Source organism: Novosphingobium sp. MD-1, assembly GCF_001014975.1.
Classification (GTDB): domain Bacteria; phylum Pseudomonadota; class Alphaproteobacteria; order Sphingomonadales; family Sphingomonadaceae; genus Novosphingobium.
This window is the reverse complement of record NZ_BBXA01000031.1, coordinates 79,231-94,062: the sequence shown is the minus strand read 5'-3', so window position 1 is coordinate 94,062 and position 14,832 is coordinate 79,231. Positions and strand designations below refer to the sequence as shown.

Annotated in this window: 14 protein-coding genes; 3 read left to right on the top strand and 11 right to left on the bottom strand. The window is 65.3% G+C overall.

Features of this window, described 5'->3' with window-relative positions:
• Nucleotides 1-146: 146 nt before the first annotated feature.
• The gene (locus tag NMD1_RS16345; RefSeq protein ID WP_125955602.1) at nt 147-1,340 is read left to right on the top strand and encodes an MFS transporter; all 1,194 of its coding nucleotides are present in this window, start codon (nt 147-149) and stop codon (nt 1,338-1,340) included.
• An 87-nt stretch (nt 1,341-1,427) separates the two neighbouring features.
• Here NMD1_RS16345 and NMD1_RS16340 read toward each other — a convergent pair whose 3' ends face one another.
• The 3 genes from NMD1_RS16340 to NMD1_RS16330 form a co-directional block, all read right to left on the bottom strand.
• Nucleotides 1,428-2,153: an alpha/beta fold hydrolase gene (locus NMD1_RS16340; protein WP_125955600.1), complete on the bottom strand. Its 726-nt coding sequence runs from the start codon at nt 2,151-2,153 to the stop codon at nt 1,428-1,430.
• Nucleotides 2,154-2,274: 121 nt separating this feature from the next.
• Nucleotides 2,275-4,011, bottom strand: a complete 1,737-nt coding sequence (gene dld, locus NMD1_RS16335; protein WP_125955598.1) for a D-lactate dehydrogenase — start codon at nt 4,009-4,011, stop codon at nt 2,275-2,277.
• A 3-nt stretch (nt 4,012-4,014) separates the two neighbouring features.
• Entirely contained in the window at nt 4,015-4,878 is an 864-nt protein-coding gene (locus tag NMD1_RS16330; RefSeq protein WP_125955596.1) for an alpha/beta fold hydrolase, read from the bottom strand.
• A gap of 291 nt (nt 4,879-5,169) precedes the next feature.
• On the opposite strand from NMD1_RS16330, the gene NMD1_RS16325 reads away from it, so the two are divergent.
• Complete coding sequence (locus tag NMD1_RS16325; protein ID WP_125955594.1) at nt 5,170-6,033, top strand: fumarylacetoacetate hydrolase family protein; 864 nt, start codon at nt 5,170-5,172, stop codon at nt 6,031-6,033.
• A gap of 66 nt (nt 6,034-6,099) precedes the next feature.
• Here NMD1_RS16325 and NMD1_RS16320 read toward each other — a convergent pair whose 3' ends face one another.
• From NMD1_RS16320 to NMD1_RS16285, 8 genes are all read right to left on the bottom strand, one after another.
• On the bottom strand, nt 6,100-7,470 hold the full coding sequence (locus tag NMD1_RS16320) for an alginate export family protein (RefSeq protein WP_125955592.1): 1,371 nt from the start codon (nt 7,468-7,470) through the stop codon (nt 6,100-6,102).
• A gap of 14 nt (nt 7,471-7,484) precedes the next feature.
• Nucleotides 7,485-7,904, bottom strand: a complete 420-nt coding sequence (locus tag NMD1_RS16315; protein WP_125955590.1) for a DoxX family protein — start codon at nt 7,902-7,904, stop codon at nt 7,485-7,487.
• A gap of 1 nt (nt 7,905) precedes the next feature.
• Complete coding sequence (locus NMD1_RS16310) at nt 7,906-8,796, bottom strand: glyoxalase (RefSeq protein WP_125955588.1); 891 nt, start codon at nt 8,794-8,796, stop codon at nt 7,906-7,908.
• 24 nt (nt 8,797-8,820) lie between these two features.
• Nucleotides 8,821-10,710: an amidohydrolase gene (locus tag NMD1_RS16305; RefSeq protein WP_125955586.1), complete on the bottom strand. Its 1,890-nt coding sequence runs from the start codon at nt 10,708-10,710 to the stop codon at nt 8,821-8,823.
• Between the two features lie 53 nt (nt 10,711-10,763).
• Entirely contained in the window at nt 10,764-11,012 is a 249-nt protein-coding gene (locus NMD1_RS16300; protein ID WP_125955584.1) for a DUF1427 family protein, read from the bottom strand.
• 37 nt (nt 11,013-11,049) lie between these two features.
• Nucleotides 11,050-11,868, bottom strand: coding sequence for an alpha/beta fold hydrolase (locus NMD1_RS16295; protein WP_125955582.1), 819 nt, complete (start codon nt 11,866-11,868; stop codon nt 11,050-11,052).
• Nucleotides 11,869-11,957: 89 nt separating this feature from the next.
• Complete coding sequence (locus NMD1_RS16290; RefSeq protein ID WP_125955580.1) at nt 11,958-12,614, bottom strand: hydrolase; 657 nt, start codon at nt 12,612-12,614, stop codon at nt 11,958-11,960.
• A 331-nt stretch (nt 12,615-12,945) separates the two neighbouring features.
• Nucleotides 12,946-13,539, bottom strand: a complete 594-nt coding sequence (locus NMD1_RS16285; RefSeq protein WP_125955578.1) for a M17 family peptidase N-terminal domain-containing protein — start codon at nt 13,537-13,539, stop codon at nt 12,946-12,948.
• Between the two features lie 273 nt (nt 13,540-13,812).
• Here NMD1_RS16285 and NMD1_RS16280 point away from each other — a divergent pair, with 273 nt between their 5' ends.
• Nucleotides 13,813-14,805 carry an MBL fold metallo-hydrolase gene (locus NMD1_RS16280; protein ID WP_233497729.1) on the top strand — a complete coding sequence of 331 codons (993 nt, stop codon included), beginning with the start codon at nt 13,813-13,815 and terminating at the stop codon, nt 14,803-14,805.
• Nucleotides 14,806-14,832 lie beyond the last annotated feature (27 nt).

The following is a 14,832-nucleotide window of genomic DNA, read 5'->3' as shown; positions in this document are numbered from 1 at the left end:
ACCACATTTTCCGTTATGCTGGCTTAACCGAATGAAACACTACAGCTAGAAATGCTGCAACTCTATATCCGCCGCAAGTCAATCGTCCAGTTGGCGCAGATTTATCCAACCTGCCGTCGCTGCGCACGCTTTCGTGAGGATTTTTTATGGGCGGCACCATTGTGCAGGGAAGGGCTGACGCCGCGCCGGCGTCAATCGGACGGGGGCTGACCTTCGCCATGGCGATCGCGGCCGGTCTGGCCGTCGCCAACATCTACTACAACCAGCCGATGCTCGGGATCATGGAGAAGAACTTTGCCGGGGGGCTGGTGGGTCTCGTCCCGACAGCGACCCAGCTTGGCTATGCCTTCGGTCTCTTTGCCCTGGTTCCGCTCGGCGATCTGGTGGAACGCCGACGCCTGATCGTGATCCAGTTCATCGTGCTCGGTCTTGCCCTCGCCGGCGCGGCGATGGCGCCTTCCGCTCCGCTGCTTCTCCTGGCATCGCTCGTGCTGGGTGTGGCCTCGACGGTCGCCCAGCAGATCGTTCCGTTTGCCGCGCACCTGTCCGCGCCGGAAAAGCGAAGCGCCACCGTTGGTCTGGTTATGTCCGGCGTGCTTTGCGGCATTCTTCTCAGCCGCACGTTGTCAGGTTTTGTCGGCGCCCATGCCGGCTGGCGCGAGATGTTCTGGTTAGGCATCCCCCTCGCACTCGGCGCCGGCGGCCTGATGGCTTTTGCGCTGCCGCGCAGCCATCCCGATACCGACCACAGCTATGGCAGCCTTATCGTTTCGTTGATTCACCTCTGGCGCGAATTCGGGGAACTGCGTCTTGCCGCCGTCACGCAGGGTCTGCTCTTCGCCGCGTTCACCGCGTTCTGGTCGATCCTCGCGCTGCGGCTGCAAGAGCCGCGCTTCGGTCTCGGAGCAGACGTTGCCGGGCTGTTCGGTATCGTGGGCGCGGTGGGTATCCTGGCGGCGCCGATTGCCGGTCGTTTTGCGGACAAGCGTGGCCCCCGCAAGGTCATCCTTGCCGGCACGCTGCTGACGGTCGCCGCCTGGACGATCTTCGGTCTGTGGCCGTCGATCATCGGGCTTGTGGCCGGATGTATCCTGCTGGATTTTGCCGTGCAGAGCGTGCTCGTATCCAACCAGCATATCGTGTTCGCATTGCGCCCCGAAGCGCGTGCCCGCCTCAACACCATTTTCATGGGCCTGATGTTCCTCGGCGGCGCCGGCGGCGCTGCGGCAGCGGCGGTGGGCTGGACCACCGGTGGCTGGCCGGCCGTTTGCGCGCTTGGGATCGCGCTGGCGGCGGCTGCGTCCGTCCTGCAACTGAACAACCGCGCCAGACGAGCCTGAGTCTTTACGGGAGCGAACGGCAGATTGGCTGGTTCGCTCCCGTGCCTTGTGCCTGGTGCGGGGTACAGGTCCGGCTAGCCACCACCATCACGCCATGCCGGGATTTTCCGCCTGTGCGACTTGCTCGACAGCTTGAATGATCACATCGGCAACCGCCTGGGGTTGCGACAGCAGGGAAAGGTGGCCGGCCCGCAGTTCCGACGAGATCGCTCTCATCCGGTCAGCAAATTCGCGTTGCAGATCAACGCTGACCACGCGATCGTCGCCGGATACGATGTACCGGTTCGGCCGCGTTTCCCACGCTGCCTGCGTGACCTTCTCGCCGAACGTGGCGGCCGGCAGCGGGGGCTGGAGCACTGCCAGTACACGCGCCTCGGTCTCGGGGAGGTCGTGGCCTACGTCCTCGATCCATCCGGCTGCGCTGAGCTTCAGGTTTCCGTTTCCATCATCGGTGATTTTGGCAAGCGCGGGTGGATTCGGGTATTTTCCGACCAGTTCGCCAACGGTTTCACCCGCCGCGGGGGCGAAGGCCGCCACAAATACCAGCGCCTTCACCTTGGGATCGGTGCCGGCCTGCGTGATTACCGCACCGCCCCAGCTGTGGCCGACAAGCACGACCGGCCCCGAAATCGCGTTGAGTGCGAGCGTCGTGGCCGCGACGTCATCGGAGAGTGAACTGGTCGGGTTCTGCACGGCAACGACAGACAGCCCCTTGTCGAGCAAGATCGGAATCACGCGCTGCCAGCTGGAACCATCGGCCCATGCGCCATGCACGAGGACAACGGTTGGCTCTTGCGTGCGGGATGCGGTCATCGTGGAGGCACTCCTGATTGAGATGTCCCCGGAACCTAACGGCGGTCGCGGCTTGCATATTGTCCTATTCCGCGCACTTTTGCGTTATCCTGCGGTTTGGGTCCCGGCTGGACGGGCTGCGTCAGGCCCAATCCGCGTTGCGCGAGAGATGGCCCGTGCCGGGATTCAGGCTGTTTGTCGGATCAAGCTCCCGGTAATGCCGCGCGAGCGCCGCTTTTGCGGGATAGAGGTGCCCGACATTGTGCTCGGCGGGATATTCTGCACCGCGTGCATCGAGCAACGCCAGCATCGCCTGTTCGAACGCCACCGGATCGTGCCCCTGCTTCACCAGATAGTCGCGGTGGAAGACGTGGCAGAAGAAATGCCCGCAATAGCTCACCCCCACGATCTGCTTCGCGAGTTCGGCAGGGAGGTGTTCGTCCCATTCGTCGTCGTTCCGGCGCAACGCGACATCGAGCGCGACGATATCGGTGATTGTGTCCCGATGGAGCGCGCGATACCGGATGGAAGCGCCGGCCACCGCGAAACGATGCAGGAAGGCGCGATCGCCCTCGTCCTTCGTGCATTCGAAATAGGCGCCTTGGGCGGTGGGGAACGCCTGGGCGAGCAGGGTGCGGGCCTCCTCGATACCGCGGCCGCCCATTTTCAGGATGAGGTGATGCTCGAACCGGTTGTCGAAATCGCGCATCCGTTCCGGAAGATGCTGAGGAAAAAGCGTCGCGACCGTCTGCATGATCCGGTCGGAGAGATCGTGGGGCGCCCAGGGCAGTCTGGCGCAGAACGCGTCGAACCGCGCCTTCAGCGCGAACAGGCCCGGGAGGTATTTGGCGCCGAGATACCGGATCGCAAGGAACGTATCCTTTCCATACGATGCGGTCAGCCTGAACGCCGAGCGATGGATATACTCCCCCTGGATCGGAAGCGAGGTGAAGCTCTTCAGGATCACGCGCCGGATCGCCGTCAGCTCCGCGGGATCGTTGGTGCCGATATAGAAATCGGCGATGGCCTCTTCCTTCGGAAAGGTATCGAGCCGCACCGCGAACACGACCACATGGCCTCCGCTGCCCGACGCTTCAAAATGGTGCCGGGGATCGTTGTTGAAGCGCGCCGGCGTGTCCGCATCCACTTCGCGGACATGATCCTGGTAATGCCGATCGGAGCAGACGCGGGTCGCGTCGTCGACGATATCGCTCTCCGCAATCTCGCCGGCATCCAGCCGTGCCAGCATGGCCTCGGGCTCGACGCCAAGGCTCACGCCGAGGTGATTGACCAGTCGCACCGAGCCGTCCGCTTCGATCCGGGCGTAGAGCGCCATCTGCGTATAGGCGGGGCCACGGTGGATCAGCGCGCCGCCGGAGTTGTTGCAGATGCCGCCGAGCACGGACGCGCCGATGCAGGACGAGCCGATCCGCGAATGCGGTTCGCGGCCGATCCCAGCCACGATGTCCTCGAGCTCGAACAGGCGTGAACCTGGAAGGCAAATGACCTGCTTGCCGTCGCGGACGAGCTGGATGCCGTCGAGCCGCGTCGTACTGATGATGACCACATCGCGGTCATAGCGGTCGCCGTCCGGCGTCGAGCCGCCGGTCAGGCCGGTATTCGCTGCCTGGACGATCATGATCGTGCGTGCTCGCGCACAGGCATTCACCGCGCGCCAGAGCTCCACAAGGCTGCCGGGCCGGACCACGGCAAGCGCCTTGCCGCCGCCGAAGCGGAAGCCGGTGCGGTAACGCCGGGTCTCCCGCTCGCCGGTCAGGATATACCGGCTTCCAACGATCGCTCCGAGTTCGGCGATCAAGTCCGGTGCCGCGGCTGCTGGCGGAGAGACGGCGGACGGCACGGGATCGATCCTGGCCATGGCTCAGCCTTGCCAGCCCTGGAGAAATTCAAGGAGGAGCGCATTCACCGCTTCCGGCCGCTCCTCGTGCGGCAGATGGCCGCAGCGCTCGATCGGCACCGCGCGGAGATTGTCGGCCATCTCCGCCCAGACTTTCGGCATGTCGAACATCTTGCCGACCGCCCCGAAATCCGCGCCCCATAGTGCAAGCGTGGGACAGGCGATCTTGACGTCGGCGTCGACAAGGTCCTGTGCGACATCCTCGGCGTTGGCCCGATAGTCCGCCATGGCGCCGCGCACGGCGCCCGGCGCGCGGTAGGCACGCACGTAAGTATCGAAGGCATCGCCCGAGATTGCCGAGGGGTCATAGGCCCAGTCCGAAAAGAACCAGCGGAGCCACTGTTCTTCCTTGCCGGCGATCAGCGTTTCCGGAAGGTCCGGAATGAGGTGGAACAGAAAGAACCAATAGGCCTTGGCAATTTCGGCGTTGATCTCGCGCGCGACGATGCGGGTCGGCACATTGTCCATCACCACGAGACGGTCGACGCGTTCGGGATAGTCCTTGGCAAAACGCGTTGCCACCCGCGCGCCCCGATCGTGGCCAACCAACGCGATTTTCCCGATGCCCAGCGTGTCGAGCAGCGCCGCGAGATCGCGGGCCATGGTCCGCTTGTCATATCCGGCAGCCGGCTTGTCGGTCTCGCCATAGCCCCGAAGATCCGGCGCGATCACGCGATGGAGCTCGCCAAGAACGGGAATCTGGAACCGCCAGGCGAAATTCGTTTCTGGAAAACCGTGCAGGAGCACCACCGGCGGGCCGTCGCCGGCATCGATGTAGTTTTGCCGAATGCCGTTTGCCCGCAAGGTATGGCTTGTCTGTGCGATCATTTCGGGTTCCAGAATCGGCGGCAGGCCAATCCCGCCCCGGTCCTCCTGCGGTATTGCTTGACCATGGTGTCTTGCGATTGGCCCGGATTGCGCCCTTTTGGCAGTTTCTGACCAAAGACCGCCGGCTCGCCTTCAAGGCCAACGCGGAAGCGCGCATACACGGCAGCGAAGCACGCTGGCGGCTCCTGTTTCACGTTCACCGCGAAGAATGTCCAAGCAATCGCTCAATCCGCCAATACCTCGGCCGCGTCCGGCGGCGAAAGAAGCGCCCGGCATCGAAAGGAAGTGTGGATGAAACTGGCCCGAGTTGGAGAAGCAGGCCGCGAACGGCCCGCGGTGATCGATAGCGAAGGGCGGCTAAGAGACCTTTCCGGTCATGTCGCCGATCTTGCGGGCGACGTCCTTTTGCCGGAAGGGCTGGCGGCTCTCGCCGCGATCGACACGGCTTCGCTCCCGGTCATCGCGCAGCCCGTACGCTATGGTCCCGCGATCGGCCGGCCGGGCAAGATCATCTGCGTGGGGCTCAACTACACCGATCATGCCGCCGAAGTCGGGCTCCCACTGCCCAGCGAACCAACCGTTTTCATGAAAGGCTGCGCGCCGTCAGGCCCCGACGATCCGGTCCGGCTGCCGATGGCTGCGGAGAAAGGGGACTGGGAGGTCGAACTCGCCATCGTTATCGGGCGAGGCGGGTTGTACATCGATGAGGCGGACGCGCTCGATCACGTCGCCGGCTACTGCCTGTTCAACGATCTCACGGAACGGTCCTACCAGATGGATCACAGCGGTCAGTGGACCAAGGGCAAGAGCTTTCCGGGCTTCGCGCCGATCGGCCCCTGGCTTGTCACCCGCGACGAGCTGGGCGACGCCAGCGGCCTGCCCATCTGGCTTGAAGTCAACGGGCATCGGTTTCAGAACGGCAGCACCGGCAATCTGGTCTTCGGAGTACGCCAGATCGTAAGCTACCTGTCGCGCTTCTACGCGCTCGAGGCTGGCGATTTTATCGCAACCGGGACACCGGCGGGTGTCGGCTTCGGGCATAAGCCGCCGGTCTTTCTCAAGCCGGGCGACGTGATGACGCTGGGCATTGAAGGGCTTGGCATGCAGGAACAACGGGTGATCGGCTGGGGCGATTCCGCCGGGGAAATGCCCTAGCGTGGCGGCAGCCCCATCGCGCCGGTCCAAAGCATCCGGATGGAAGCCGGGCGTTCCGGTGGCGGACTAAAAGCGGAAATTGCTTTCGAAGCCGATCATGGTGATGCTGTGAGCGGGTCCGGTTTGGCGGATGAAAGTTCCTGGTGAGAAGACGGAGAGGGAGGCGGACAGTTCCAGTTCGGCGGTGGTTTGCCATGCGAGCGTGGCTTCGGCTTCCTTGCCGATGAAGCGGGCGTGGCTGGTGCCGGGCGCGCGGATCAGGTTGCCGGGAATGTCATAGACGCCATCGCCGGCCGTGTAGCGCCAATAGGCCATGGCGGCGATGCTGGCGGACCAGCCCTTGCCCAGCGGCGTGCTGATCCGGGGGTTGAGGCTGACGATGTTGGTCGGCCCCACGGGAGAAAGCTCGCCGAAGTACTTGCCCTTGGGGAACAGGGCGTTGAACGTGCCGAGATGATTATCGCGCGGATTGCGGTCGCCGCTGACCACGTTGAAGCGCACGGTCACGTCGGGCGAGAGGCGGCCCAGCGGCACGGCGCGGCCCACTTCGCTGCCCAGCGTCCAGGCGGCGATCGGCTGCCCCGCAAAATCGCCGAACTGGTAGACGCCCTCGACGTTCCAGTGCCAGTCGGCGCGCGCGCCGTGGAGCCGCGCGCCGATCGTGTGGCGCCGCTCGCGGCCCTGCGCGGCGCCGAAGCGGGCATCGCGGTTGTAATAGCCGAGATAGTAGAGGTCGACGCCCGGCACCGTGGCGTAAGCGCCCCACAGCGCCTTGGCGGGGGACGTGCGATCGTCGAAGTTGCCGGGGCGCGAGAGCACCGGCTTCACCGCCAGCAGGCTGAGCTGGGCCTGTCCGTGGGTAACGATGGCGCGCACGCCATCGAAGGCCAGCGGCACGTTCGGGCCATAGCGCGTGCCGACGAGCCGTTCGGTGCCGAGCGAGAGCATCTGGCGTCCGGCGCGCAGCGTGACGGGGCCCGCATCGACTTCGGCGAAGCCTTGCAGCAGATCGATCCCGGTGCGGTCGACCGGCCCGGGGGCGGGAGCGACGCCGGCGGCATAGGCGACGATGGGCTGGGCGAACAGGCGCACCGGCCCGGCATGGAGATCGGCATAGGGCAGCGCGCGCACCCACAGGAAGCTGTCGTCGGGCGCCTGCGCGCCGCCCCACAGCGCGTTGCGGTTGTTCTCGTTGCGCAGGCGCACCTCGATGCCCGTGGACAGCCAGGCATCATCGCCCAGCGGGATGTATTTGAAGGGGCCGGTCCAGTGGTGGGCGCGCTTTGCCGCGTCGGCCAGGTCCGACCAGTCCTCGTCATAGCGCGTGATGCTCAGCGTGGGCGCCTGCCAGGCTTCGGCGGTCTGGGCGGCCGCTGGGGCGGGCCGTAGCAAGGACAGCACGGCGAGCAGCAGCGCGAGGAGGACGCGGCGCGCCATGTCACCGCGCCATGTCACCGCGCCTGTCGCGCCACCAGCGCCACCAGCACGAAGCCGCCTGCCAGCCCGAGGTGCTCGAAGAAGGCGTTGGTCGCCATGAACCGGTCCGCGCCGGCGGGCAGGGTCCAGAAGGCGTTGGCCACCATCGCGGCCAGTACCGTGAACACGCCGAGCATGCCGGCGCCCAGCCAGACGAGGCGGCCGGCAAGGATCAGCAGCGGACCGATGATCTCTACAAGAATGGTAAGAGCGGCCCATAAACCAGCGGGATGTAACCCAAAATGCGCCTGCTCGGCCACCGCGCCCGGCCAGTCCGCCAGCTTGGTCACGCCGCCCAGAAGGTAGGCGCTGACCAGCAGCAGGCGGGCGGTGAACCACGTTGGCGCCCAGCCAAGCAACCGGTTCACGAAGCGCGGCGGAGCATCGGCGGCCATGTCACTGCGCCGCCGCGGCGTGGATTTCCGCGATATAGCCGCCGGGGAAGCGCACGATCGCGCTCTGGCGGGCGTTGGCGGTGAACGGGGCAACCAGCGTCTCGACACCGGCGGCCTTGGCCCGCGTCAGCGTGGCGGCCAGATCCGCCGTCTCGTAGCCGGTCATGTCGCGGCCATAGGGCCAGGGAAGCTGCCCGTCGGTGACGAACACCACCATCCGGCCATAGCCGCTGTCGATGGCGACGCGGCGGATCGTCTTGCCGGGCTGGCCCACCTCGGCCCCCGACGCGGCGCGATTGTCCGCCGTGACCCGGCCGTGCGCGAAGCCGGTCCAGCTCGCGATGAAGCGGTCGGCGGCATCGGCCGTCAGGTAGATGCGGTTCTCAGGCACGGTGGCGAGCGGCGCGTAGCTCGGCTTGGCGGTGTGCCAGTAGAGCTGCATGTTCACGCCGCCCGGCCACTGGATCACCACGTCGCGCCCGATCGGATCGGGGAAGGCATCGAGCCGGCGCACCGCGCCATGCTTCACCGCGGAAGCGATGGCGGCGTCCATGTCGGTGACCAGATAGCCGGTGCGCTCGTCGCCGAAGGGGTAGGGGATCGGCGTCTTGAAGCCGAAGGCGGACACCGTGCCGGCGGGGGTCAGCGCAAGCTGCGACTTGGTCAGGCTCTTGGTGGGCGTGACCTGGAATTCGCCCTGCTTGCTGGTGCTGCCGCCGAAGGTGGCGACGAAGCTGGCGACGAACGTGTCGAAGGCGTCTTCGGGCACGTAGACATGGGTCGTGTCGTACTGCGGCCCCACGGCGTAGTCGGCGCCGGCGGCATCGCGCGCGAACGCTGCCGGCGTGGACAGAACCAGGCTGACAGCAGCAAGATAGGCAAGCTTCCTCATGTGATTTCTCCTGTATTCCCGGGATCAGACCGCCCAGCAGCCGCAGCCGAGCGCGCCCCAGAAGGTCTGCACGTCGGCCGCCGGCACGGACGCGCCCAGCGCGGCGGCGTGATCGTGGCCATGGACGCCGCAGGCGGAGTGGCAGCCGCAGGCCGAGGCGAGCCTGGCGCGTGCCTCGGGCGTCTTGTGGTAGCCGCCGAAGGTCGCCACCGGCGACCAGTCGGGCATCGGCCGCGGCAGGGCCGGGGCGAGCGGCGCATAATCGCCCTCGCCATGGACGACCTTGCCGCCCAGCAGCGTCAGGACCGAGCGGATGTGGACGATCGCGTGCTCGGGCACGCTGAAGTAATCGTCCGACAGCACCGCCAGATCGGCAAGCTGCTCCGCCTTGATCTGACCTTTCTTCCCCACTTCGTTGGAAAACCACGTATTCTCGTAGGTCCACATCGCCAGAGCCTTTTCCCGGCTGACACGATTGGCGCCGGGATAGAGCGTGAGCCCGCCCACCGTGCGCCCGGTGACCAGCCAGGACAGCGACACCCACGGGTTGTAGCTGGCGACGCGCGTGGCATCCGTGCCCGCGCCCACCGGGATGCCCGCGGCGATCATCTTCGTGATCGGCGGGGTGCGCTCGGCCGCCCTGGCGCCATAGCGTTCGACGAAGTATTCGCCCTGATAGGCCATGCGGTGCTGCACGGCGATGCCGCCGCCAAGCGCGGCGATGCGGTCGATATTGCGGTCGCTGATCGTCTCGGCATGGTCGAAGAACCAGTTGATCCCGGTCAGCGGGATATCGCGATGGACCTTCTCGTACACATCGAGCGCGCGGCCGATGGTCTGGTCGTAGGTGGCGTGGAGGCGCCAGGGCCAGCGGTGTTCGGCCAGCAGGCGGATCACCGGTTCGAGATCGCCTTCCATGCTGGGCGGCATGTCGGGCCGGGCGACGCGGAAGTCCTCGAAGTCGGCCGCGGAATAGACCAGCATCTCGCCCGCGCCGTTGTGGCGGTAGCTGTCGTCGCCCTGGCCGGGGCTGACCTGCTTCACCCATCCGCTGAAGTCGGCGAGTTCCTCCTTCGGCTTCTGCGTGAACAGGTTGTAGCTGATGCGCACGGTCAGTTCGCCGTCCTGGTGCAGCTTCTCGATGATCCGGTAGTCGTCGGGATAGTTCTGGAAGCCGCCGCCGGCATCGATCACGCCGGTCACGCCCAGACTGTTCACATCGCGCATGAAGTGACGGGTGGAATTGATCTGATAGTCCTCGGGAAGTTTGGGTCCCTTGGCCAGCGTCGAATAGAGGATCGTGGCGTTGGGCTGGGCCAGCAGCAGGCCGGTCGGGTTGCCGGCGGCGTCGCGCACGATCTCGCCACCGGGCGGATTGGGCGTGTCCTTGGTATAGCCCACCACGCGCAGCGCGGCGGCGTTGAGCAGGGCGCGGTCGTAGAGGTGCAGGATGAACACCGGCGTATCGGGCGCGACGGCGTTGAGCTCGGCGATCGTCGGCAAGCGCTTCTCGGCGAACTGGTGCTCGGTGAACCCGCCGACCACGCGCACCCATTGCGGCGCGGGGGTGCGATCGACCTGCTGCTTCAGCATGGCCATCGCCTCGGCCAGCGAAGGCACGCCGTCCCAGCGCAGTTCCATGTTGAAGTTCAGGCCACCGCGGATGATGTGCATGTGGCTGTCGATCAGCCCCGGAATGACGCGGCGGCCCCCGGCGTCGATGACCCGCGCATCGGGCAGGACCGCGGCGCGGACTTCCGCTTCGCTCCCCACCACCAGAAACCGGCCATCCCGGATCGCGATGGCCTCCGCAACCGGATTGGCACGATCAAGCGTCGTTACCTTGGCGTTGATGAGAAGAAGGTCGGATTGTGGCACCGAAGGAGTCCTTCCGAACAAGGGGGATGGGAGCATGGCGCCAAACGCGGTTGCGCCGGCTCCGACGACCGTTTTGCGCCGAGTGAGCTTCACACGTCGTCCTTCTGCTGGTTGGCAGGCAGGTCCTGCACGTGCCCGGCGTGGTCCGAACGCAGAAAGGGAATGACTTCTTTCCCGGAGAAGACCCGCCTGGCGGCCGGGATCGCCTGCTCACCCAGCAGCATGCCGAGCAGCCCGAGCAGGGCGATCGCCGGGGGCGCCGGCGAGCGGACGCCGAGGAGGCTGTAAATGAGGCCGATCAGCAAGCCGGCGGCCAGCGAGATCAGATAGGGCTTCATGGACTTTCCTCCCCGGCGGACCCGTCAGATTCCCGCGTCAGTTGCGCGCGAAGGCGAGCAGTTCCGCGTTGAACCTGTCCTGATCCAGCGTGGGGATCGCGTGCGTGCTGCCCTCGTACACCGAAAGCGTGGCATGCGGCGCAATCTTGACCGCCCTGCGCGCGGAGACATCGATCGGCACGACATGATCGGAGTCGCCGTGGACAAACAGGGCCGGTACGTCGATCTTCTTGAGATCTTCCGTGAAATCGCTTTCGGAAAACTGCTGCACGCAGGCATATTGCGCATAGGCGCCGCCTGCCATTCCCTGCTGCCAGAAGGCGTACCGCAGGCTCTCGTCCCTTGGTTTGCCGATGTCCCATCCATAAAAGGTTTCCGGAAACGACATGTAAAAGCCGGAGCGGTTGTCGAGCACCGCCTTGCGGATTCCATCGAAGACCTCCGCCGGGACACCATCCGGGTTGTTGGGGCCAACCTTCATGACCGGCGTGACCGCGCCGACGAGCACCACCTTGGCGACGCGTGACGTACCGTGACGGCCAATATATCGCGCAACTTCGCCACCGCCGGTGGAATGCCCCACCAGAATTGCGTCCCGAAGATCCAGGGCCTCGATCACGGCGGCCAGATCGTCCGCATAGGTGTCCATGTCGTTGTTCTTAGCGGGCTGCTCGGAGCGCCCATGTCCCCGTCGATCATGGGCGACCACACGAAAACCGTTGTTCGCGAGAAACAGCATCTGGCCGTCCCAGGCATCGGCGTTGAGAGGCCAGCCGTGCGAGAAGACGAATGGCTGGCCTTCGCCGTATTCGCGATAGTAGATCTGGGTGCCGTCCTTGGCCGTTGCGAAACTCATAATCGCGTTCCTCTTGTCTGGGTTGAGAGAACGGGACCGACAGCGCGGGGGCGGGAGAGGGGCGAAGGCGCTGCCGGTCCCGAGGGAGGTCAGTGCCCCTCGGAGGCACCGAACATGGTCTTCGCGTACGTAATTCCGAGGCCGTAGCCGCCGCCCCATTCCTTCGCGATTCCCGTCGTGGCGTCGTACGTGTCGGCCCGCGCCCAGTCGCGCTGCAGTTCGAGCAAATACTGGAGCGACGTCATCGGCTTCGCACCCAGCTGGATCATGCGCTGGCAGGCACGCTCATGCGCCTCGTCAGACACGTCGCCGCAGGCGTCCGCGATGAAATAGGCATCGAATCCCTGATCGATCGACGAGGCGACCGGTCCCACGATGCAAACGCCGGTCCACAGGCCGGCGAACACGATCCGCTCCTTGCCGATCCGGTTGACCTCCGCGATCACCGCGGCGTCCTCCCACGTATTCATCGAAGTCCGGTCGAAAAGCGGTTGGCCCGGAAAGGCATCGGTGATCTCGCTGTACATCGGTCCCGAGAAGCTCTTCTCGGCAACGGTGGTCAGGATGGTCGGTACGTTGAACGCCTTTGCCGCGCGGCTGATCAGGGCCGCGTTGTTGCGCAAAACCTCCATCGCTATCGATCTGGTCGCGAAGGACATCTGCGACTGAAAATCGATCAGGATGAGTGTATGGTCGGTGGGCGAGATAAGCGACCTGCCGGGGGTTGGCGTGGCTTTGATCGTCATGCGGGATTTCCTTTTCGGACAACGTTCGACTACGGTCTGGGTGCGTGCGAAGCACGCTGACGACTTCAGATCGGCCGCGGAAATCGCCGAGGCGGCATCAACGCGGCAAAATTGTCATGCATGTGCCGCGCCGGCCCGGGCCAAATCGACGGCACCGTTTCCAGAGGCGAAGGCTGACATGCACCCGAGACTAGGTTGGTTGCCTTCACCCGTCTTGGACCGGAATGATGGCAACCCGCATCTGCACGCGAAACCGCGCGTCATCCGCGATCCCGCCCCGGCCCGCCCTGAATTGCGCGTGGCGCGCATGAGCGACCGCCGCCGGGCGCTCTCAATCCTGCGCACGGCCGCCCTTCAGCCTCTGTTCCAGAGCATTGGCCGTCCGTGTGGCGTCTCCGTTCCGGATATCAAATATCCAGTCCATCTCGCCTGACGCACCCTTGCCGGCTTCCTCGATTGCCTTGAGCGCCCCTTCCATCATGGCCGTGGCGGTCTCCTCCACCAGATCCGACGGGATTTCCCGTTCCGACCAGGTCAGCAAGCAGCCGGCGGATCGGGCGTCCATGCGTAGCGCCGTGCGCATGGCGAGTTCGGTGAGCCCGCCGATCGACAAATGCGGGGAGGGCACGCTGCCGCCCATTCCAATCAGCATCAGCGCACGCGCCTTGATCGGGGGTGGGGGCGTCGACAGCATCAGAGTCTCGCCGATCGTGCCCTTGAAGATACCGCCTTCACGCAGCCGGCTAAGCGTGCCTTGGAAGACGGTGTCCAGCTGATTGGCGCCGCCGGTCGGCAGGTTGCTGCCATCGTGCTCGAACATTCCCACGACCAGAAGTTCGACATCCTCCGTCAGCACATCGATCTGCGCGACCTTGAAGCGGACCCCGCGTCGCTCACCCAATGTACGCGCCGAAATCTCGCCCATTTTTTACAGCCTCCGTCACGGCATTCTCATCGCGCGAAGCAGTCAAACTCGTATCGCAGCCCCCGCGCGTCCTGTTTCCGAGTGACGGGATTTGGACATATGTGAGCCAATCTCGCCCGCGTATCGGGCGCGCCACAGGCCAGCCGGGCAGCCTGAATGTCCCGGCGTTCTTGTCGAAAACCTGTTGTTTGCGTGGCTAATGTCCAATCCGGCCCGCCTTCGTTCGTTCATCCCCATCCAATAAGGACACTATTCGACCGGAGGCCCCTCTCGATGAACGGACCATATCGGCAAGCAGCGACGGCCATCGCCATGGCGACTTGCCTCGCTCTTTCCCCCGCCGCGCCCCACGCACCGGCGCTCGCCGCCACGACGGCCGTGCCGCCATCGCCCATCCGGCAGGCGCCGAGCTTCTTTCGGATGCATGTCGGCCGCTTCGAGGTGACCGCTTTGCTCGATGGCACCCATCCCTTTCCCGCGTCGACGGTCGCGGTCGACGCCCGACCGGGCGAAATCGAGCGCCTTCTCGCCGACCAGTTCCTGCCTGCGCCATTCGAAGGCATGATCAATGCGTTTCTGGTCAATCTCGGCGATCGCCTGGTGCTTATCGATACGGGGGCGGGGGATCTCTATGGCAAGGAAGGTGGCGGACTCGTCGGCGTGCTGGCGGCAGCGGGATACGGCCCGGGCCAGATCGACGACATCTACATTACGCATCTGCACGAGGATCATGCCGGCGGGCTGCTCAGGGGCGGGAAGCCGGTCTTCCCCAGGGCCATTGTCCACGTCTCTCAGGCCGATTTCGATTTCTGGACCAACGACAGCAACAAGGCATCGGTCAGCCCCTTGTTGCAGCCCTTCTTCCCGGCGATCCAGAAGGTTCTGAAACCCTACGTCGCTGCCGGGCGCGTCAAACCCTTTGCTCCCGATGCCGACTTCGGTTCAGGGCTGAGAGCAATATCGGCGCCGGGGCACACGCCCGGTCACAGCTTCTTCCGTCTCCAGGACGCAAGCGCCACCATGCTGTTCTGGGGCGACACCGTCCATATGGCGCCGGTCCAGTTCCCCGAGCCGGACATCGCGATCAAGTATGACTGGAACGTTCCCGAAGCAATCGCGGCCCGCAAGGCGGTCCTGGCCGAAGCAGCCGACAAGGGGTGGCTCGTTGCCGCGGCGCACATATCGTTCCCCGGGATCGGGCATGTGACCAAACTTCCCCACGGCGCCTACCAGTGGCTCCCGGTAAACTACACGCTCAACCGGTAAAGGCCGATGTCGCGGGCGACCGGGCGG